At 68.2% G+C, this 18,622-nt stretch carries 17 protein-coding genes; 10 read left to right on the top strand and 7 right to left on the bottom strand.

Translation table 11 applies throughout. The features are described 5' to 3' along the window. Window positions 1-85: 85 nt before the first annotated feature. From ACNJ7E_RS43270 to ACNJ7E_RS43255, 4 genes are all read right to left on the bottom strand, one after another. Window positions 86-688, bottom strand: a complete 603-nt coding sequence (locus ACNJ7E_RS43270; protein ID WP_280783560.1) for an AMIN-like domain-containing (lipo)protein — start codon at window positions 686-688, stop codon at window positions 86-88. A 24-nt stretch (window positions 689-712) separates the two neighbouring features. Next, window positions 713-1,141 carry a YchJ family protein gene (locus ACNJ7E_RS43265; RefSeq protein ID WP_280783561.1) on the bottom strand — a complete coding sequence of 143 codons (429 nt, stop codon included), beginning with the start codon at window positions 1,139-1,141 and terminating at the stop codon, window positions 713-715. Next, complete coding sequence (locus ACNJ7E_RS43260; RefSeq protein WP_283332927.1) at window positions 1,138-2,700, bottom strand: long-chain-fatty-acid--CoA ligase; 1,563 nt, start codon at window positions 2,698-2,700, stop codon at window positions 1,138-1,140. Before ACNJ7E_RS43260 ends, ACNJ7E_RS43265 begins: the two co-directional genes overlap by 4 nt. Before the next feature lie 72 nt (window positions 2,701-2,772). Then, on the bottom strand, window positions 2,773-3,690 hold the full coding sequence (locus ACNJ7E_RS43255; protein ID WP_418342661.1) for a DUF3159 domain-containing protein: 918 nt from the start codon (window positions 3,688-3,690) through the stop codon (window positions 2,773-2,775). Window positions 3,691-3,833: 143 nt separating this feature from the next. On the opposite strand from ACNJ7E_RS43255, the gene ACNJ7E_RS43250 reads away from it, so the two are divergent. The 4 genes from ACNJ7E_RS43250 (at window position 3,834) to ACNJ7E_RS43235 (ending at window position 9,263) form a co-directional block, all read left to right on the top strand. Continuing rightward, complete coding sequence (locus ACNJ7E_RS43250) at window positions 3,834-4,607, top strand: ABC transporter ATP-binding protein (RefSeq protein ID WP_280783564.1); 774 nt, start codon at window positions 3,834-3,836, stop codon at window positions 4,605-4,607. A 4-nt stretch (window positions 4,608-4,611) separates the two neighbouring features. Beyond that, a complete protein-coding gene (locus ACNJ7E_RS43245; RefSeq protein ID WP_418342660.1) occupies window positions 4,612-7,143 on the top strand; it encodes an ABC transporter permease in 2,532 nt (843 codons plus the stop codon). 84 nt (window positions 7,144-7,227) lie between these two features. Then, window positions 7,228-8,457 carry an NAD(P)/FAD-dependent oxidoreductase gene (locus ACNJ7E_RS43240; RefSeq protein WP_280783604.1) on the top strand — a complete coding sequence of 410 codons (1,230 nt, stop codon included), beginning with the start codon at window positions 7,228-7,230 and terminating at the stop codon, window positions 8,455-8,457. 32 nt (window positions 8,458-8,489) lie between these two features. Then, window positions 8,490-9,263, top strand: coding sequence for a glutamate racemase (locus tag ACNJ7E_RS43235; RefSeq protein ID WP_283332930.1), 774 nt, complete (start codon window positions 8,490-8,492; stop codon window positions 9,261-9,263). Here the strand turns inward: ACNJ7E_RS43235 and ACNJ7E_RS43230 are convergent. Both ACNJ7E_RS43230 and ACNJ7E_RS43225 read right to left on the bottom strand, forming a co-directional pair. Beyond that, the gene (locus tag ACNJ7E_RS43230; RefSeq protein WP_418342659.1) at window positions 9,251-9,904 is read right to left on the bottom strand and encodes a TetR/AcrR family transcriptional regulator; all 654 of its coding nucleotides are present in this window, start codon (window positions 9,902-9,904) and stop codon (window positions 9,251-9,253) included. The genes ACNJ7E_RS43235 and ACNJ7E_RS43230 overlap by 13 nt on opposite strands. A gap of 86 nt (window positions 9,905-9,990) precedes the next feature. Next, window positions 9,991-10,356, bottom strand: a complete 366-nt coding sequence (locus ACNJ7E_RS43225) for an SPW repeat domain-containing protein (RefSeq protein WP_025432213.1) — start codon at window positions 10,354-10,356, stop codon at window positions 9,991-9,993. Between the two features lie 174 nt (window positions 10,357-10,530). On the opposite strand from ACNJ7E_RS43225, the gene ACNJ7E_RS43220 reads away from it, so the two are divergent. Continuing rightward, entirely contained in the window at window positions 10,531-11,259 is a 729-nt protein-coding gene (locus ACNJ7E_RS43220) for a DNA alkylation repair protein (RefSeq protein WP_418342658.1), read from the top strand. A 25-nt stretch (window positions 11,260-11,284) separates the two neighbouring features. After that, complete coding sequence (locus tag ACNJ7E_RS43215) at window positions 11,285-11,881, top strand: CHAP domain-containing protein (RefSeq protein ID WP_418342657.1); 597 nt, start codon at window positions 11,285-11,287, stop codon at window positions 11,879-11,881. 6 nt (window positions 11,882-11,887) lie between these two features. Here the strand turns inward: ACNJ7E_RS43215 and ACNJ7E_RS43210 are convergent, their stop codons facing one another. Then, complete coding sequence (locus ACNJ7E_RS43210; RefSeq protein ID WP_105412712.1) at window positions 11,888-12,943, bottom strand: ferredoxin--NADP reductase; 1,056 nt, start codon at window positions 12,941-12,943, stop codon at window positions 11,888-11,890. 322 nt (window positions 12,944-13,265) lie between these two features. Here ACNJ7E_RS43210 and mdo point away from each other — a divergent pair, with 322 nt between their 5' ends. The 4 genes from mdo (at window position 13,266) to ACNJ7E_RS43190 (ending at window position 18,619) form a co-directional block, all read left to right on the top strand. Next, on the top strand, window positions 13,266-14,537 hold the full coding sequence (mdo, locus tag ACNJ7E_RS43205; RefSeq protein ID WP_005239439.1) for an NDMA-dependent methanol dehydrogenase: 1,272 nt from the start codon (window positions 13,266-13,268) through the stop codon (window positions 14,535-14,537). A gap of 107 nt (window positions 14,538-14,644) precedes the next feature. Next, window positions 14,645-15,751 carry a MadB family AAA-type ATPase gene (locus tag ACNJ7E_RS43200; RefSeq protein WP_280783572.1) on the top strand — a complete coding sequence of 369 codons (1,107 nt, stop codon included), beginning with the start codon at window positions 14,645-14,647 and terminating at the stop codon, window positions 15,749-15,751. Window positions 15,752-15,753: 2 nt separating this feature from the next. After that, on the top strand, window positions 15,754-17,292 hold the full coding sequence (gene madC, locus ACNJ7E_RS43195) for a MadC family VWA domain-containing protein (protein ID WP_418342656.1): 1,539 nt from the start codon (window positions 15,754-15,756) through the stop codon (window positions 17,290-17,292). 139 nt (window positions 17,293-17,431) lie between these two features. After that, window positions 17,432-18,619: an iron-containing alcohol dehydrogenase gene (locus ACNJ7E_RS43190; protein WP_348539663.1), complete on the top strand. Its 1,188-nt coding sequence runs from the start codon at window positions 17,432-17,434 to the stop codon at window positions 18,617-18,619. Window positions 18,620-18,622: the final 3 nt, after the last annotated feature.

The following is an 18,622-nucleotide window of genomic DNA, read 5'->3' as shown; positions in this document are numbered from 1 at the left end:
CGCTATCCCCCCACGGTAGAGCCGGGGTATGACACGACGGTAGAACCTCAACGTTACTCGAGGTCAAGCGGCGAGCGCGGAAGCGCTACTTCGCGACGTCCACGACCACCCGCGTCGGGTCGGACAGAGTCGACACCGTGAAGGGCCGGCCCGGTTGCGTCACGCCGATGAACGACTGCGTGACGCCTTCGAACACGAGCGCACCGTTGACCTCCGTCACCGTGCCGCCGGGAACACCGGGCACCGGGTTGGGGCCCGAGTATCCCTCCACATCACTGTCGAACGGGTACGCCGAGCCGTCGATCTGCACCTGCAGGATGCCGTTGCCCGACACCGGAATCGTCTTGCCGCTTCCGTCCTGCACCGCCTCGTCCACATACGCGACCCGCCAGCCCGGTGTGCCCTTGCCGCCGAGTTCGTACACCACACGGTCGAATCCCTCGTGCTCGCCGACGCGGACGTCGGTGACCGTGAGCTTCGCTGACCCGGACGCCGCGGACGATTTCGGCGACGCATCGGTCGGGATCGGCGCCGACTCGGATTCGAGGGCGCTGCTGGTGGTGGCGGCCGCGGCCGGTGACGTCGCCGCCACACTGCTGGGGGAGTTCGACTCCGAGCATCCGGTGAGCGTCAGGGCCAGGGCGCAGGCGGCGAACGCGGCGAAGGGACCGATCCGGTGGTTGATCATGATCCGATCGTAAGCCGGGGCCGATCAGAGAAGGGGAAGCCCCTGGCGTGGCGTCGCGATCGCGTCCAGATACAGCCAATTGCCGTTCTCACGGACGAATCGGCTGTTCTCGTGCAGCGATTCGCGGCGGCCGTCCAGCACGTAGTGCGCGCGGAACTCTACGGTGCCGGTGGTGTCGAGCAGTCCGCCGCCGCTCGTGCCCAGGATGTCGAGGCGGGTCCAGCGCTGCTCCGGATCGAGGTCCAGGGTCCCGGGCCGCGTGCTCGGATGCCACGTCGCGAGGAGGTAGTCGACATCCAGGACGGCGAACGCGCTGAACCGTGATCGCATGAGGCGCTCGGCCGTGGGCGCCGTCGCCTCGCCGCGGTGATACCTCCCGCAGCACTCGTCGTACGGTTCACCGAGCAGGCAGGGGCATCGAACGGTCACCGTCCCAGTATGGACGGCGGTCACACGAGCTTGTGGGTGCGGTCCTTCCAGTACGGCGCGCGCAGTTCCCGCTTGAGGATCTTGCCGGTGGGGTTGCGGGGCAGCAGGTCGACGACGTCGACCGTCGTCGGGCACTTGAACTTCGCCAGACGCTGGCGGGTGTAATGGATCAGCTCGTCCGGTTCGATACTGGTTCCGGTCACCGGCACGACGACGGCCTTGACCGTCTCACCCCAGTGGTCGTCGGGCACGCCGATCACCGCCACCTCCGCCACCGCCGGGTGTTCGACGAGCACCCGTTCGATCTCGGGGGAGTACACGTTCTCACCACCGGTGATGATCATGTCCTTCAGCCGGTCCTCGATGAACACGAAGCCGTCGGCGTCCGCCCGCCCCATGTCGCCGCTGCGCAACCACCCGTCGGCGGTGATCGCCTCCGCGGTCGCCTCGGGCTTGCCGAGATAGCCCGGCGTGCGTTGTTCCGAACGCCACCACAGTTCCCCGGTCTCGCCGGAGGCGACGTCCTCGGCGGTGGCCGGGTCCACGATGCGCATCTCCACACCGGGAATGGGCTGTCCTGCCGACGCCATCCTCGCCTCCTGTGCCGCATCGCGATGCACCTCGGGCAGCAGAGCGGTGACGACACCCGCGCACTCGGTCATTCCGTAGACCTGGACGAACTCCGCCTCCGGCCAGGCGGCGAGCGCGCTGCGCAGCAACGGCAGCGGCATCGGCGCCGCGCCGTACGTGATGCGATGCAGCGCACCGAACGCGGCCACGGCCTGCTCGCCTGCGGCGAGCACTCCGGCGATCACGGGCGGCACCAGGAACGCGATGTTTGCACCCGCAGCGAGCGCGCCGAACAGGGACGGGGCGTCGGCCTCCCGGGTGAAGTGGCACCGGGCGCCGGCGTGCACGCCCATGATCGCGTAACAACTTCCGCCGACGTGGAACAGCGGCATGGCGACGAGCAGGCAGTCGTCGTGCCGCGCGGGCAGGATCTCGAGCACCGCGGCGCTGTGGGCGATCAGATTGCGGTGGGTCAGCTGAACGCCCTTCGGCCTGCCGGTGGTTCCCGAGCTGTACAGGATCAGCGCGGTGGCATCCGCTCCCACCTCCGGCCTCGACGACAGCACCGACGCCTCGGCCAGCCACGGCTCGAACTCGTCGTGCTCCCCGCCGACGGTGATGATCTGCTCGATGCCGGTCAACCGGTCGCGCAGTGCCATGACCTGTTGGAGGAACTCGTTGCCCACGAACAGGATCCGCGCCCCGGAATCGTTGATCACGTAGTCGAGTTCCTCGCCGGCCAGCCGCCAGTTGGGAACCGCGGCGGCCGCGCCGAGGAGCGACGCGGCGTAGGTGACCTCGAGGCAGGACAGATGGTTCTTGTCGACGAACGCGACCGTGTCACCGGCCCGGATTCCGCCCTCCGCCAAGGCTCCCGCGATGTGCAGGATCCGGTCGTGCCAACCGGACCACGTGTATTCGGTGCCCTGGAACTGCACGGCGACGTCGTCCGGTCGGACCTGCGCCCAGTGCGCGAGGCGGTCGAAGATGATCTCGTTGTCGGCGTCCGACATGCGCCCACCTCTCGTCTGTGACGTCAGTCACATCAGGCTAGTAGCCGGTGATCCGATCAGTGACGTTTTGCCTCACGCGGCCGAACTGCTTCGGCTCTGTGCGTCCGCGCGTCGCAGCGCGGCGGTGCCGATGGCGCCGACCACGATCAGGGTGATGCCCAGCCAGTCGGGGTCGTTGTCGGTGACGAGCATCGCGATCCCCACGCCGATCACGAACGGCGGCAGGAAGTCGAACAGTTTGACGAGGGGTGGTGCCACCTCTTCCTGTTCCCCGGGCTCCCGCGGCGCCTGCGCGCTCGCCACGTCCGGATACCACTCGGTGAAGGACAGTGCGAACAGCAACGCCCCGATCGGGATGATCCAGCCCGTCCAGAAATTGTCCGGTTGGTCGAGGACGAGGTCGCCATACAGTCCGGCCGCCGCCGACACCGTGAAGGACAGCCCCCACACCAGCGTGATGAGCTGATTGACCTTGAGGAACAGCGGCGAGTTCCAATACTCCTCGGGTGTGGTTTCTTTCGCGTACGGCAGGGTGAACGGATTGCGCAGTAGCAGCGAGCCGAACGCGAACGCGACCAGCGCCAGGCTCGACATCTCGCCCGACCACTTCTCCAGCCAGGTGATCAGGTCGTCGGACGCGAACAGTCCGATCGCGGCGAGGCACCCGAAGTAGAGGATGTCGAACACTTCGAGGGGTTTGAGGGTTCCGTCGCGGCGGTGGCTGAGGAACAGGAACAGGATCGACAACCCGAGTGCGGTGGCGACCGATTCCTCGAACCGCCCGGGGCCGGACAGCAGCGACATCACGATCCACGGCGCCAGGCCGGCGAACGGTGATTGCAGGAACGCGTCGAGGAACCGCGATCCGGCCCGAGGTTTGGGGGATTCGATGGCCATGAGGCTCTCCTTCGCACCGGCGATACCGGAATTCTCCCAGGTCGGTACTTCCGTTGTGGGCTTTTCCGCGGGGGTCTCCGTGTCCGAGATCACGGCCGCGGCGACCGAAGATCAGGGTGGTCCCTGATGGCGGGCCGCAGCGGGTGTCGACAAGATGGAGGAGTGCGCCGCGCGTGCACCGTCCCGGCCCGTCACCACGGGGCCGGACCGCCACAAGAGGAATACGAAAGGCGATCATGAGCACGCATGCCCCCGCTGTCGCTGCCCGTGCTGTCGAGCTGTCCAAGACGTACGGCACCGGCGACACCCAGGTCCACGCGCTCAGCGCGGTATCCGCGGAGTTCGCCCGTGGTGAGTTCACCGCGATCATGGGACCGTCCGGTTCCGGTAAGTCGACGCTGATGCACTGCCTGGCCGGTCTCGACGCGGCCAGTTCGGGTTCGGTCCTCATCGGCGACACCGAGTTGACGACGCTGACGGACAAGCAGATGACGCAGCTGCGACGCGACCGGATCGGCTTCGTGTTCCAGGCGTTCAACCTGGTGCCGACGCTGACGGCACTGGAGAACATCACCCTTCCGCTGGACATCGCGGGCCGCAAGCCGGACGCCGCATGGCTCGAGAACGTGCTCACCAAGCTCGGACTGCGGGACCGTCTCGAGCACCGCCCGGGCGAGTTGTCCGGTGGTCAGCAGCAGCGCGTCGCGTGCGCGCGCGCTTTGGCCGGGCAGCCGGAGATCATCTTCGGCGACGAGCCCACCGGCAACCTCGACTCCAAGTCCTCCGGCGAGGTGCTGTCGATCCTGCGGGCCGCGGTGGACGAGTTCCACCAGACCGTCGTCATCGTCACGCACGATCCCCGGGCGGCGGCCTACGCCGACCGGGTGGTCTTCCTCGCCGACGGCAAGATCGTCGACGAACTGCGTGACCCGACGGCCGATTCGGTCCTCGACACCATGAAGCGACTCGACGAGCCCGCTCACGCCCTCGCGTCCGACGCGGCGGTCTGACCGCATGGCGTCCACATCCAGCGCCCCGATGCGCAAGGTGTCGCTGCGCAACCTGGCGGCACATAAGGTCCGGCTGGCGCTGACGGTGCTGTCCGTGGTGCTCGGCACCGCGTTCGTCGCCGGCTCCTTCGTCTTCACCGACACACTCCAGAAGACGTTCGACTCGATCTTCGAGAACACCGCGCAAGGGGTCGACGTCCGGGTGTCGAGCGAGGAGCGCAACTCCAGCGGGGTGCCCCTCGCCGACCTCGACACCATCACCGCGCTGGACGGAGTGCGCGCGGTGGCACCTGCCGTCAGCGGGCAGATCGTCCTTATCGACTCCGACGGCGCCGCCGTCCAGACGGGTGGTGCGCCGAGCATCGGCGAGTCGTACCTGCCGCCGGGCCAGGCGCTCGGTGAACCCGACGAGTACGTCCAGGGCGGCCCGCCGGCTCAGGTGGGCCAGATGGCCGTCAACGCCAGCGCCGCCGAACGCGCGCAACTGGCGGTCGGCGACACCACCAAGGTTCTCGTGCCCGCTCGCGGCATGGTCGACGTCACCGTCTCCGGCATCTATGACACCGGCAACGAGACCGGTGGATTCATCGGCGCGACGTTCGTCGACTCGCAGGCCCGCGAACTGTTCACCGACGGCAAGCACGTCGAGTACATCGACGTCGCCGGGACGGGTGTGTCCCAGACCGAACTGCGCGACGAGATCGCCGCGGCCCTTCCCGACGCGAAGGTCCAGACCGGCGACGAGGTGCGCGAGGAGACCAAGGCGCAGGTGACCGAGGCGCTGAGCTTCATCAACTACTTCCTCCTCGCATTCGGTGCGATCGCCCTGCTCGTCGGCACGTTCATCATCTACAACACGTTCTCGATGATCGTGGCCCAGCGTCTGCGCGAACTGGCGCTGCTCCGCGCGATCGGCGCCAGCCGCAAGCAGGTGGGTCGTTCCGTGGTCTTCGAGGCCCTCGTGGTCGGCGTGATCGGCAGCGCGATCGGGATCGCCGCCGGCGTCGGCCTGGCCTACGGTCTGCGGGCACTGCTGAACGCGTTCGACGTCGGTTTGCCCGAAGGTCCCCTGCAGGTGGGGCCGCGCACGATTCTCATCGCCCTCGTGGTCGGGGTGCTCGTGACGACCGTCAGCGCGTACGCACCCGCCCGGCGCGCGTCCAAGGTGCCGCCGGTCGCGGCGATGCGGGAGGAATTCGCGTCCACCGGTGACTCACTGCACGCGCGCACCATCGCCGGTGCCGTCCTCGGTGTCCTCGGTGTCGTGGGACTCGTGATCGGTTCGCGGGGCACGGGTGGTGGCGCGGCCGCCGTCGTCGGTGCCGGAGCGCTCGGTCTGATCCTCGCCGTGCTGTTCGCCGCCCCGGCGTTGTCCCGCCCGATCGTCGGGGCCCTCGGAGCGGTGCTGGCCAAGCCGTTCGGCCCGGTCGGGCGCCTGGCCCGCACCAACGCCGTGCGGAATCCGCGCCGCACGGCCGCCACCGCGTTCGCGCTGACACTGGGTCTGATGCTCGTGTCCGTCATCGGCGTGTTCGGCGCGTCCGCGAAGGCCAGCGTCAACCAGCTTGTCGACTCGGGGGTGTCCGCCGACTACGTACTCACCGGACCCAACCAGATCGGTGTGCCCAGCGGCGCGGCGAGGGCCGTGCGCAACCTCGACGACGTCCAGAGTGCCGCCGCCCTGCATCCGGTGTCCGTGAAGGTCGACGACGAGCAGGAGCAGGGCGCGTCGCTGGACGGCCCGCTCGAGGGCGTCCTCGACTACAAGCTCGTCGAGGGCGGCGCCGATCTGACGGGCAACCACCTCGTCGTGTCCCAGACGACGGCCGCGCAGAAGGGCTGGACGCTGGGGACGACCGTCCCGATGACGAGCGCCGACGGGAAGGTCGTCGACGCCGAGGTGACAGGCGTCTTCGAGGACAACCAGCTGGTCGGCGACTGGCTCGTCTCGGACGACGTGTACCGCCAGGTGATGCCCGCCGCGACCATTCCCGATCTGGCTGTCCTCATCGACGCGAAACCGGGTGCGGATCTGACGCAGCTGCGCGCCGACCTCGAATCCGCGACCAAGCAGTTCGTCGTGGTTCAGGTGCAGGACCGGGAACAGTTCAAGGGAACCCAGGGGCAGCAGATCGACACTCTTCTCGCGATCCTCTACGGACTCCTCGCACTCGCCGTCGTGATCGCGATCCTCGGCATCATCAACACGCTCGCGCTGTCGGTGGTCGAGCGCAGGCGGGAGATCGGCATGCTCCGCGCGGTCGGAATGCAGCGGTCGCAGATGCGTCGCACGATCTACCTGGAGTCGATGCTCATCGCGGTGTTCGGTGCGGCCGTCGGCGTGCTGCTCGGCATCGCATTCGGGTGGGGCTTCGTGAGCACCCTGAAGGACCAGGGTCTCGACCAGGTGACGGTGCCGTGGGGACAGGTGATCGCGATGCTCCTCGGATCCGGTGTGGTCGGTGTGCTCGCAGCGCTGTGGCCGGCGAGCCGCGCCGCCCGCACCCGGCCCCTCGAGGCCATCGCCGACCTCTGACCCGTGAGTACTTATTAACCGCCCGCGGTTGACAAGTACTCACGGGCGCGGAGCGCGTTTGATATGACTTGTGCCAGAGATGTGATGGCGGTCATGTCCGTCGCAGGGGCAGATTGGGCGGGTACGGGGACAGTGCAGAGAATTGTGATCGTCGGAGCGGGCCTGGCAGGTCTGCGCACCGCCGAGGAGCTCCGGCGGGCCGGATACGAGGGTGACCTGGTTCTTCTCGGCGGTGAACCGCACCTTCCCTACGACCGTCCACCGCTGTCGAAGGAAGTGATGCGCGGGGAGACGAGCGACACCACGCTCAAGCCGCGCGAGTTCTTCGACGAGAAGAACATCCAGTTGCGTCTGGGTGTCGAGGCGGTCGCGGTGGACACCGGATCCCGCATCCTGAGACTCGCCGACGGCAGCGAACTCGGCTACGACGAACTGGTGATCGCCACCGGCCTCGTACCCCGGCGGATACCGGGTCTCCCGGACCTCGCGGGCGTCCACGTTCTCCGTTCCATCGACGAGAGCCTGGCGTTGCGCGCGGACCTCGCCGAGGGCAAGCGCGCACTGATCGTCGGGGCGGGGTTCATAGGCTGCGAGCTGGCGGCGAGCATGCGGGCCGGTGGTCTCGACGTGGTGCTGGTGGAGCCGCAGCCGACGCCGCTCGCGTCCGTGCTCGGCGAGAAGATCGGCGGACTCGTCGCCCGGCTGCACACCGGCGAGGGGGTCGACCTGCGGGCCGGTGTCGGGCTCACGTCGCTGGTGGGCACCGACCGGGTCACCGGAGCCGTCCTCGGCGACGGAACCGAGGTGGAGGTCGACGTCGTGGCGATCGGTGTCGGTTCGGTGCCGGTCACCGCGTGGCTCGACGGCTCCGGCGTCGAACTGGACAACGGTGTGGTGTGCGACGGCGTCGGACGCACGGCGGTCCCGCACGTGTGGGCGGTCGGCGACGTGGCCGCGTGGCAGCTGCGGGTGGGCGGTCGCAAACGCGTCGAGCACTGGAGCAATGCCGGTGAGCAGGCCAAGATCCTCGCCGGGGCGATGACCGGGACCGGCGACGAGAACGCCGCCGCTCAGGTGCCGTACTTCTGGAGCGACCAGTACGACATCAAGATCCAGGCACTGGGCACGGTGGCGGCCACCGACGAGGTGCACGTGATCAAGGACGACGGCCGCAAGTTCCTCGCCTACTACGAGCGGGACGGCATCCTGGCCGGTGTCGTCGGCGGTGGAATGGCGGGGGGCGTCATGAAGATGCGGGGCAAGATCGCGGCGGGAACTCCGATCGGCGAGGTCCTCGAGGCCGCGTCGGCGTAGGCGGCCGGGCGGGGGCGCGATAGATTCTCCGGGTGATTGTTGCGCTCATCGACTCGGGTCTCGGCATGCTGCCGACGTCGGCGTGGCTGCGCAAGTTGCGACCCGACCTGGATCTGATCCTCGCTCTGGATCCGGACGGGGCTCCGTGGGGTCCCAAGCCGGAGCAGTGGGTGATCGACCGCGTTCTCGCGACCGCGCAGCGCTGCCTCGACCGCGGAGCCGAGGTGATCGTGCTGCCGTGCAACACGGCGAGCGTCACCGCGCTCGACCACGTCCGGGAGTTCGTCGGACCGGCAGTTCCTGTCGTCGGCACGGTTCCGGCGATCAAACCGGCGGCTGCCGCGTGTGAGTCGGTGGCCGTCTGGGCGACCGCGGCAACGACGGCGAGCCGGTATCAGGCGGATCTGATCGCGAAGTTCGGAAACGGCAGTTCCGTCGTGGGTGTCGCGTGCCACGGCCTCGCCGAGGCGATCGACCGCGGCGAGCGGGACGCGGCCTTCGCTGCCATCGCCTCGGCCGTGGAGCGCACACCCGACGATGTGGGCGGGGTGGTGCTGGGCTGCACGCACTATCCGTTGATGGCCGACGAGATCGCGGCGCAGCTCCCCGCCGGGGTGCGGTTGTTCGACAGCGCAGAGGCGGTGGCGACGCAGACTCTCCGTCGCATCGATGCGTTGAACCGCCCGAGCGCGGGGGAGGGCACCGTCGAGGTCTTCCTCAGCGGCAGGCCCGGGCGGCTGCCCGCGAGCGCCGAGGCGTTCCCCGCCGGTCAGCTGTTGGCGGCGGGGCGTTCTCAGCCGAGCTGAACCATCCCGGCCGCCACGACGCGTGCGACGTTGCCGAGTTCCTCGCCGTGCCGTCGCGGCAGGTCGTCGAGGTCGTGGAGGCGGTCGCTGCCGGCCACGGAGAACATCGCGGCCACCCACGCCGTCGCGCAGGCCCGGAGAGTTCCGGGTTGCACGGGGTAGGGCGAACTGGCCTGCAGGAGACGCTCGGTGATGTCGCTGAGGTAGTCGCGGAACCGTCGCAGGTGCGCACGGACGTCCGGGTGGGTCTCGGCCTCGCGCCAGATGATCACGCGCATCACCGATGAGTGGTGGTCGCGCAGATTCAGCGCGTTGTCGAGGTTGACGAGGCTGGCGGCGGGGTCACCCGGGGTCACCAGGGGGCCCACGTCGCCGAAGGGTTCGGTCGGCAGCCTTTCGGACAGCAGCGCCAGAAGGATGTCGGTCTTGGAGGGGAAGTAGTAGAACACCAGTCCTTTCGGGACGTGCGCGGCAGCGGCGATCGATGCGGTGGACGTGGCATCGAATCCGTGTACGGCGATGAGGGATTCGGCAGCGTCGAGAATCAGTTCCCGGGCGTCGCCGTCGATCTTCGCGCTGCGCCGCCGCCGGCCTTTCCGCGGTTGGGGGCCACCGTGCTTACCGAGATGGGGTGTTGGCATGGGCCTTTCCGGACGTGAACGGCGGGGCACAGGCCGTAAGCCTGTGCCCCGCCCCAATCGATGTTCTCGGTGCTGTGGTCGACGGATCAGTGATGTGTCGCCAGCCCTCCGTGTCCGTGCATCCGGGAACTCATCATCGGCAACCCGGTGACAGCCACGACGACTGCCAGGACACCGACGACCCATGCGGTCCACGACGCGCCCGTGAATGCGTCGAAGTTCATCACCCACGGGGAGAGGAACAACAGCACTCCGAAGACGGCCATCGCGTACTCGGCCACAGTCATCTCCGGGCGGCTCATATGGACGAGACCGGAGAGGGCCACGAGTACACCGAGCACGATGAGTGACCACATCGCGGCGTTGTTGGTGTCGAGCCACAACGGCGAGAGCGCCGCGAAGGCTCCGATCACGATCGCCACCACATCTTGCATACGACTCCACGATCTCATGTCCAGCCTCCTCGAAAATGGATTGTGTCCACCTCGAGTACACGCCTGATTGACCGACCGATCAATACCTGGATCATTGCAGTCGGATAACGCAAACCGCAGGTCAGAGTATGTTTCGTGATCTTCGCCCGCACTGTCGCGGCGACTGTCGGTCACCTGTGGGACAGTGCCTTCGTGACTTCCACCGCGGACGACGTGAAGCGCGCACTCGACGAGTTGTCGGACGAGGCAGACGCCGTCAATCTGGCACGGTTCTTCAAGACCGGTCCGGGGGAATACGGGGAGGGCGACGTCTTCATCGGTGTGCGGGTTCCCGGGACGCGCAGCGTGGTTCGTGCTCACGCCGATCTGGACCTTCCGGAGGTGACGGTGCTCCTCGACAGTCCGGTGCACGAGCATCGACTGGCGGGGCTGCTGGTGCTCGCGACGCAGTTCGACCGGGCGGCGAAGGCAGGCGACGACGCCCTGCGCGAGAAGATCGCGTCCTTCTACGTCGACCTGGTGCTGCGGGGGCGGGTGAACAACTGGGATCTGGTGGATTCGTCCGCCGACCGGATCCTGGGCGCGTGGCTGTACGACCGGCCGCGGGACCCGGTGTTCGCGCTGGCCGCGGACGACGACCTCTGGCGGCGCCGCGTGGCGCTGCTCAGTACGTTCGGTTTCATCCGCCGGGGTGACGCCTCCACGACGCTGGAGGTCGCAGAGCGTGTTCTCGGTGATCGCCGCGACCTCACGCAGAAGGCGACGGGCTGGATGCTGCGCGAGGTCGGTAAGCGGGTCGACCGCGACCTGCTCACCGGTTTCCTCGACCGGCACGCCGCGGCGATGGGCCGCACCGCGCTGACGTACGCGTGCGAGCATCTGACCGCCGAGGAGCGCGCGGGCTACCGCGCGATACGGTGACCGGGCACCCGCTACATTCGGTGGCATGACTGCTCCCGCGCCCACTCGCCGCCGCCGACGTGCCGGGGTGATTCTCGGCGCCGTCGTCGCTGCGATGGTCGTCGTGGCGGGAGGCGTGTTGTGGCTGGCGCCGGACCGCTACCTGCCCTGGGACACCGCGCAATTCCCGGCCGTCGACACGACCGCGTTGTCGCCGCAGCAGGCACGGATCGTCGGGTTGCTCGAGGCCGAACACGACAGGCAGCGGCCGGGCACCTTCTACTCCGAAGGGGTCGAAGAGCCCTGGTGCGCGGACTTCGTCAGCTGGATCATGCGGGAAGCCGGCCGGCCACTGTCGAATCCGAATTCCGGGCACTGGCGGATTCCCGGGGTCTACACGTTGCAGGAGTACTACGAGTCGCAGTCGCGGTTCGAGGACGTCGGTGGCGGATATCGCCCGACCGTCGGGGACGTGGTGCTCTACGACAACAGCAGCTGGGTCGGCCAGCACACCAACGTCGTCGTCGCCGTCGACGGGGACACCGCTACGACGGTCGGCGGCAACGAGTTCGGCCGTATCCGCGTCCACACCGTGGACTGGACGAGCGACTCCGCCGTCGTCGGCTTCGGCCGGCTCGGGTGAGCGGCGTCAGAATTCGATCTTGAGGTGATCGGTGACCGGCCGGGCCTGGCAACCCAGGATGTAGCCGCTCTCGATGTCCTCGGGGTCGAGGATTTCGCTGTTCTCCATCTCGACCTTGCCCTCGAGCACGGTGCACGCACAGGACCCGCACTCGCCCTCCTGGCAGGAGTAGGGCACGTCGATTCCCTTGGCCAGCATGATGTCGACGAGGGTCTGCTTGCGGGGCCAGCTGAGGTTGTGGATCTCGCCGTCGAGTTCCACCTCCACGGTGGCGGCGTCGGCGGCCTCGTCCTCGGTGACCTCCACGACGTCGGCGTCACGGAACGGGTCGCCGGCCAGGGAGTTGAACACTTCGGCGTGCACCTGGCTGCGCGGCATCCCGGCGTCGGCAAGGGCCTTGTGGATGGTGTCCATGAACGGCGCCGGTCCGCACATGAACGCTTCGTGCCCGAGGTAGGGCGCGACGGCGGAGGCGAGCTGATCGACGCCGGGCAGTCCCTGGACCGTCTCTAGCCAGTGGATGGACACGAGCCGTGACGGGTACCGGCTCGCGAGTGTGCGGAGTTCCTCGGCGAAGATGACCGACTTCTCGTCGCGGTTGGCGTAGAAGAGCACGACCTTGCCGGAACCCTCGGTGAGCGCGGACTTGAGGATCGAGATCACCGGGGTGATGCCGCTGCCTGCCGCGAACAGCAGGAAGTCGTGGTCCAGTGACTTGGGGGTGAACACACCCGACGGGGGGAGGACCTCGAGGGTGTCGCCGACGGCGACGTTGTCGCAGAGCCAGTTGGACCCGTAGCCCTCGGCGGTCCGCTTGACGGTCACCTTGGGGGCGTCGTCGGTGAACGGTGAGCTGGCCAGCGAGTAGCACCGGGCGACCGATCCCGTGCGGTCGCTGGGGATGCGCAGGGTGAGGAACTGGCCCGGCTTGTAGGCGAACTTGTCGGCGAGATCTGCCGGAACGTCGAAGACCAGTGACAGGGAGTCGGGGGTTTCCTCGACCACGCCCGACACGGTGAGCACCACCGATCGTGAGCTGTGCGGCACCTCGACAGTCGTCATCGTGTGTGCAGTCCTTCCGTACTCCGCAGCGCCGGAACGCTCGCTTGCCTGCTCCAAATATAGAACAGGTTCTAGTTTTTGCCTAGCGGGTGGACTCCGCATGAAGGGAACAGCCTATCGAGTGCCGCCCCCTCCGGCTCGGCCCGGCCGTACCTGCCCGTTCGGGCAGTTTGTGCGCCGCGGTCGGACGGTTCCGCCCCGCAGGCCTGTAACCGGGGCCCGAACTAGGTCACTGTGGGTTCCAGGTGAGACGCCGATCACATCAATTGCGTCCCCTTCCACAACGCTTCAGATCCGACATCGACTAATCGAGGAGACGGCCATGGCCATCGAGCTCAACCAGATCTGGGACTTCCCCATCAAGGAATTCCACCCGTTCCCGCGGGCACTGATGGGAGTGGGCGCCCACGACATCATCGGCGTCGAGGCGAAGAACCTCGGATTCAAGCGGACCCTGCTCATGACCACGGGCCTGCGCGGCTCGGGCATCATCGAGGAACTGGTCGGCAAGATCGAGTACCAGGGCGTCGAGGTCGTGCTCTACGACAAGGTCGAGTCCAACCCCAAGGACTACAACGTCATGGAGGCAGCCGCGCTCTACCAGAAGGAGAAGTGCGACTCGATCATCTCCGTCGGCGGCGGCTCGAGCCACGACGCCGCCAAGGGCGCCCGTGTGGTGGTCGCGCACGACGGCCGCAACATCAACGAGTTCGAGGGATTCGCGAAGTCCACCAACAAGGAGAACCCGCCCCACATCGCCGTATCCACCACGGCCGGTACGGGTTCGGAGACGTCGTGGGCGTACGTCATCACCGACACGTCGGACATGAACAACCCGCACAAGTGGGTGGGATTCGACGAGGCGACCATCGTGACCCTCGCCATCGACGACCCGCTGCTGTACTACACCTGCCCCCAGCACTTCACGGCGTACTGCGGATTCGACGTCCTCGCGCACGGCAGTGAGCCGTACGTGTCGCGTCTCGACTTCGCGCCGTCGCTCGGCAACGCGCTGTACTCGGTGGAACTGGTCGCGAAGAACCTGCGGGAGGCCGTGTTCGAGCCGCGCAACCTGAAGGCCCGCGAGGGAATGATGAACGCGCAGTACATCGCCGGCCAGGCATTCAACTCCGGTGGCCTCGGCATCGTGCACTCCATCTCGCACGCGGTCAGCGCGTTCTTCGACAGCCACCACGGCCTGAACAACGCCATCGCCCTGCCCCGCGTCTGGGAGTACAACCTGCCGTCGCGGTACGAGCGCTACGCCCAGCTGGCCGGAGCGCTGGGGGTCGACACCCGCAACCTCACCACGGTGCAGGCCGCGGACGCGGCGGTCGAGGCGGCCATCCGCCTGGCGAAGGACGTCGGCATTCCGGACAACTTCGGTCAGGTGCGCACCGACTCGTACGACAAGAACCAGATGAACACCAAGAAGTACGAGGGTCGCGGTGACACCATCCGGGGCGACGAGAAGACCGTGCGGGCCATCTCCGAGCACATCCAGGGCGACTGGTGCACACCGGGCAACCCGCGCGAGGTGACGGTCGAGTCGATGCTCCCCGTGGTCGATCACGCGATCAACAGCGCGTACTGACCGACCCACCGAAACTCGCGTCCGGGGCGGGAGCCACACCCCAGCCCGGCCCCGCCCCGGATGCGTTCCCACCACCACACCGCTGACGAAGGACGGACGCCCCGATCATGACTGCACCGCACACAGCCCCCGAACCGGTGGACATCCGCTTCGCCGACGGCGCGGAACTGAAGGAGGCGTTGCGCGAGGTCGACTACATCGCCGACGACGAGTTCGCGGTGGTCGTCCACCTGGCGACCGCCCTCGAACGTCCGCTGTTGCTGGAGGGGCCTGCCGGTGTCGGCAAGACGGAGCTGGCGAAGTCGCTGGCCGAGGCCTCGGGACGGAAGCTCGTTCGGCTGCAGTGCTACGAAGGTCTCGACGACAACCGGGCCCTGTACGAGTGGGACTACGCGAAACAGCTTCTGCACGTGCAGATGTTGCGCGACCGCATCGGCGAGAAGATGGCCGCGTTCGACGACGTCGCCGAGGCGTCGCAGTTCCTGGCCGCGCAGGATTTCGGGTTGTACTCCGAGAAGTTCCTGTCGGTCCGTCCGCTGCTCGAGGCGATCCTGTCGCCGGAACCGGTGGTGCTGCTCGTCGACGAGGTGGACCGCACCGAGGAGTCGATGGAGGCGTTGCTCCTCGAAGTTCTCGCGGAGGGGCAAGTCACCATCCCCGAAGTGGGGACGTTCACCGCGCGGTCGGCGCCGTGGGTGATCCTGACGTCCAACGACACTCGCGAACTGTCACCCGCACTCAAGCGTCGTTGCCTGCACTACCACCTCGGCTACCCGACACCACAGCGTGAGCGCGACATCGTGACGGCCAAGGCCCCCGAGGTCGAGGAGGCCGTCGCGGCGGACGTGGTGGATCTGGCTCGCACGTTGCGGCAGTTGCCGCTCCGCAAGAGTCCGTCCATCGCGGAGGTCATCGACGCGGCCCGTGCGGCGGTGGTCCTGAAATCGACGGGGGTGGCCGTGAGTTCGCAGGCCGCGGTCCGTGACATCCTGCTCACCGCCCTGCTCAAATACACCAGCGACGTCGAACTGGTCCGCACCCGGCTCTCCGGCGAACAGCCGTTCCCGGCGGACGACGGCGAAACCGCTCCGGCCGGGCCTGTGGAGCGGGTGACGGTCGCATCGCGGCCGGCCAACACCACCACCGCGGTGTTCCGCGGGCACGGTGGTCGCGACCGCGGCGGCATCGGCGCGGGTCGGCAGGGCAGGCGCTGACGATGCTCCGCCCGCAGCCCGACCCCTCCCCGTCCCTGCCCGCGCAACTCCTCGACGTGCTCGCGGCGACCTTCGGAAAGCTGTTGCGCCGCTACGGCGTCGCCGCGTCCCCGGCCGAGGTCATCGAGGTCCGCCGGGTGTTCGGCCTGATCGGCGGCCGCGACCTGCCCACACTGAGGGCGTCGCTGCGTGCGGTGTGCGCGAAGTACACGTACGAGCAGGCGGGTTTCGACCACGCCTTCGACGTGTTCTTCGCATCGATCGCCGTCGCGGCACCCGACGACGCGCGTGCACCGTCCCGGACCGAGTTCGCGGAAGGCCTGCCCACCGCGCTGGAGGTCGCGGACAACGCGGAGACGGCACGGTACGCCGAATACAACGAGCGCGCCGCCGAAGTGGGCGACCACTTCGACACCCCCGAGGCGCAGAAGGGTTTCAACCCCCACAAGGACGACGACGATGTCAGCATGACGTCGAGCGACGCGGATCTGTCCGTCGATTCGGAAGCCGAATCCGGACGACGCGGTGTCACCTACACGGTGGAGGTCGAGCGGGCGGCGAGCACCGCCGTCGGTGACCTGGCGTCGTCGACGAGCGGTGCCGTCGTCGGATCGTTGTCCTGGGACGACCCGGAATCGATCCTCGCGTGGCTCGACGCCTACGACCCGAGCACGGTCTACGCCGATTCCGATGGGGCCGAACCACTCACCGCGGCCCAGTTGAACCGGCTGGCGGAGGCGGTCGAGGCCTTCGTCGGCGCGCTGGCGGACGCCCGGGACCTGACCGCCGGACCCGAAAAAGGACCGAAGACCACGAGCGGCACGGTGGCGGCCACGACCCGCGCCGAAGTGAATCAGGCGTGCTACGAGGTGCTTCGGCGGATGCGCGGGCCTTCGCGCCCCCGGCCGCGCGAACTCGCGCGGGGCCGGCTGGACATGCGACGGACCGTGCGCGCGAGCCTTCGGACCGAGGGCATACCCTTCCACCTCATGGTGAAGGCGCCCCGCCCGGACCGGGTGCGGGTGCTGATCCTCGCGGACGTGTCGCTGTCGGTACGACCCGTCACCGCCTTCACCCTCCGGCTGGCGCAGGCCATGCACCGTCGAGCGAGCCGCTGCCAGGTCCTGGCGTTCGTGGACCGGCCCGTCGACGTCACGGACACCCTCCTCGCCGGGACCGACGACGACGCGCTCGCGTCGGTGCTCGCCGACCCGCGCATCGACCTGGAGGCGAGCAGCGACTACGGCCGGGTGTTCGCCGACGTGCTGACCGAGTTCGGCACCGATGTGAACTCCCGGACCTCGGTGGTCGTCGTCGGCGACGGGCGGTGCAACGGCTTGCCGCCAGGTGTCGACGAGTTCGCCGAACTGCGTCGCAAGGTGCACCGGCTGGCGTGGATCACCCCGGAACCCGAGCGGTACTGGAACCAGGCGTCCTGCGCGATGCCGGAGTACGCGGACATCTGCGACCGTGTCGTCGTCGCGCGGGACGCCGCGCAGCTGATGTCCCGCGCCGCCGAACTGGGGCACGCGTTGCGGTGAGATCCCTGCTACCTACCCGATCGGGTAGGTACCGCACCTGTCCTTCGGCGGGTGTGGGGGCTCGTCCCGGACCGTAGGGTCTAGATCAGAGTCTTGTAATCTGGATCACATGCACGCAGGTGTCGGGAGGAGTGTCGACTTGTCCGTGTCCTATCCGTCCACCCGCACCACCGCCCCGGGCAGGCTGGTGAAATTCCATGCACCCGAGATCGTGTTCGGTATCGGGTCCATGGTCGAGGCCGCGCACGCGGTACTCCGCCTCGGCGGATCGAGGCCGATGCTCGTCACCGATCCGGGTCTGATCGACGCCGGCTGGGCGGCCGAACTTCAGGATCAGCTGCGCGAGCAGGGCCTCACCCCCGTCGTGTGGAGCGCGTTGACGCCCAACCCCAAGGACCACGAGATCGCGGCCGGGCACGACGCGTACCGCGAGGGCGAGTGCGATGTCCTCGTCGCCCTGGGCGGAGGCTCCGTCATCGACGCGACGAAGGGCATCGCGGTGCTCGCCGCGAACGGGGGCAACATCCTCGACTACGAGGGAGTCGACCAGGCGACCAGTCCGATCCCGCCGCTGGTGATGGTGCCGTCCACGTCGGGGACGGGCGCCGACGTGTCGCAGTTCTGCATCGTCACGGACACGCGGCGGGGCACCAAGATCACCATCATCGGCCGCGCGCTCGTGCCGGACGTGACCGTGATCGATCCCCGGCTGCTGACCACCATGCCGGATTGGCTCAATGCCGCGACCGGCCTGGACGCCCTCACTCACGGCATCGAGGCGTTCGTGTCGCTGGCGCACAACCCGCTCACCGACCACCATGCGCTCCGCGCGGTCGGGCTGGTCACCGACACCCTGGTCCGCACCATCGAGGAGCCGATGGAGATGGAGTCGCGCGCCGTCATGGCGCAGGCGAGTCTCGAAGCCGGCCTCGCGTTCACCAATGCGATCCTCGGTGCCGCGCATGCGATGAGCCATCAGGTCGGGGGACTGCTCGACCTGCCGCACGGTGTCATCAACGGCATCCTGCTCCCGCACGTCATCCGATTCAACGCCACCGACGACGCCACCCCGTTCGTCGCCATCGCCGCGGCGCTCGGTCTCGAGGAGCGTCGCGGAACACCCGAGGAGGCCGCTCTCGCGGTCGCGGACCGGGTGGAACGCCTCGCCCTCGAGGTCGGAGTGCCGAAAGGTCTGGGGCAGCTGGGAGTTCGCGAAGCCGACCTGACACGGCTGGCCGAGTTCGCGCTCCGCGACGCCTGCATGTCCACCAACCCGCGCACGGCCACCCAGGAGCAGATGGTGGCGCTGTTCCGGACTGCGCTGTGAGCG

The sequence above is a fragment of the Rhodococcus mengyinensis genome (assembly GCF_048381435.1).
GTDB classification, from domain to species: Bacteria; Actinomycetota; Actinomycetes; order Mycobacteriales; family Mycobacteriaceae; genus Rhodococcus_F; species Rhodococcus_F opacus_D.
This window is presented reverse-complemented; position numbering and strand designations above follow the sequence as displayed.

Bases quoted from the DNA above. Each gene is read 5' to 3' on its own strand.
- ACNJ7E_RS43270 (WP_280783560.1), bottom strand. From the start codon at position 688: ATGATCAACCACCGGATCGGTCCCTTCGCCGCGTTCGCCGCCTGCGCC.
- ACNJ7E_RS43260 (WP_283332927.1), bottom strand. From the start codon at position 2,700: ATGTCGGACGCCGACAACGAGATCATCTTCGACCGCCTCGCGCACTGG.
- ACNJ7E_RS43250 (WP_280783564.1), top strand. From the start codon at position 3,834: ATGAGCACGCATGCCCCCGCTGTCGCTGCCCGTGCTGTCGAGCTGTCC.
- ACNJ7E_RS43245 (WP_418342660.1), top strand. From the start codon at position 4,612: ATGGCGTCCACATCCAGCGCCCCGATGCGCAAGGTGTCGCTGCGCAAC.
- ACNJ7E_RS43240 (WP_280783604.1), top strand. From the start codon at position 7,228: ATGGCGGTCATGTCCGTCGCAGGGGCAGATTGGGCGGGTACGGGGACA.
- ACNJ7E_RS43230 (WP_418342659.1), bottom strand. From the start codon at position 9,904: ATGCCAACACCCCATCTCGGTAAGCACGGTGGCCCCCAACCGCGGAAA.
- ACNJ7E_RS43225 (WP_025432213.1), bottom strand. From the start codon at position 10,356: ATGAGATCGTGGAGTCGTATGCAAGATGTGGTGGCGATCGTGATCGGA.
- ACNJ7E_RS43215 (WP_418342657.1), top strand. From the start codon at position 11,285: ATGACTGCTCCCGCGCCCACTCGCCGCCGCCGACGTGCCGGGGTGATT.
- ACNJ7E_RS43210 (WP_105412712.1), bottom strand. From the start codon at position 12,943: ATGACGACTGTCGAGGTGCCGCACAGCTCACGATCGGTGGTGCTCACC.
- mdo (WP_005239439.1), top strand. From the start codon at position 13,266: ATGGCCATCGAGCTCAACCAGATCTGGGACTTCCCCATCAAGGAATTC.
- ACNJ7E_RS43200 (WP_280783572.1), top strand. From the start codon at position 14,645: ATGACTGCACCGCACACAGCCCCCGAACCGGTGGACATCCGCTTCGCC.
- madC (WP_418342656.1), top strand. From the start codon at position 15,754: ATGCTCCGCCCGCAGCCCGACCCCTCCCCGTCCCTGCCCGCGCAACTC.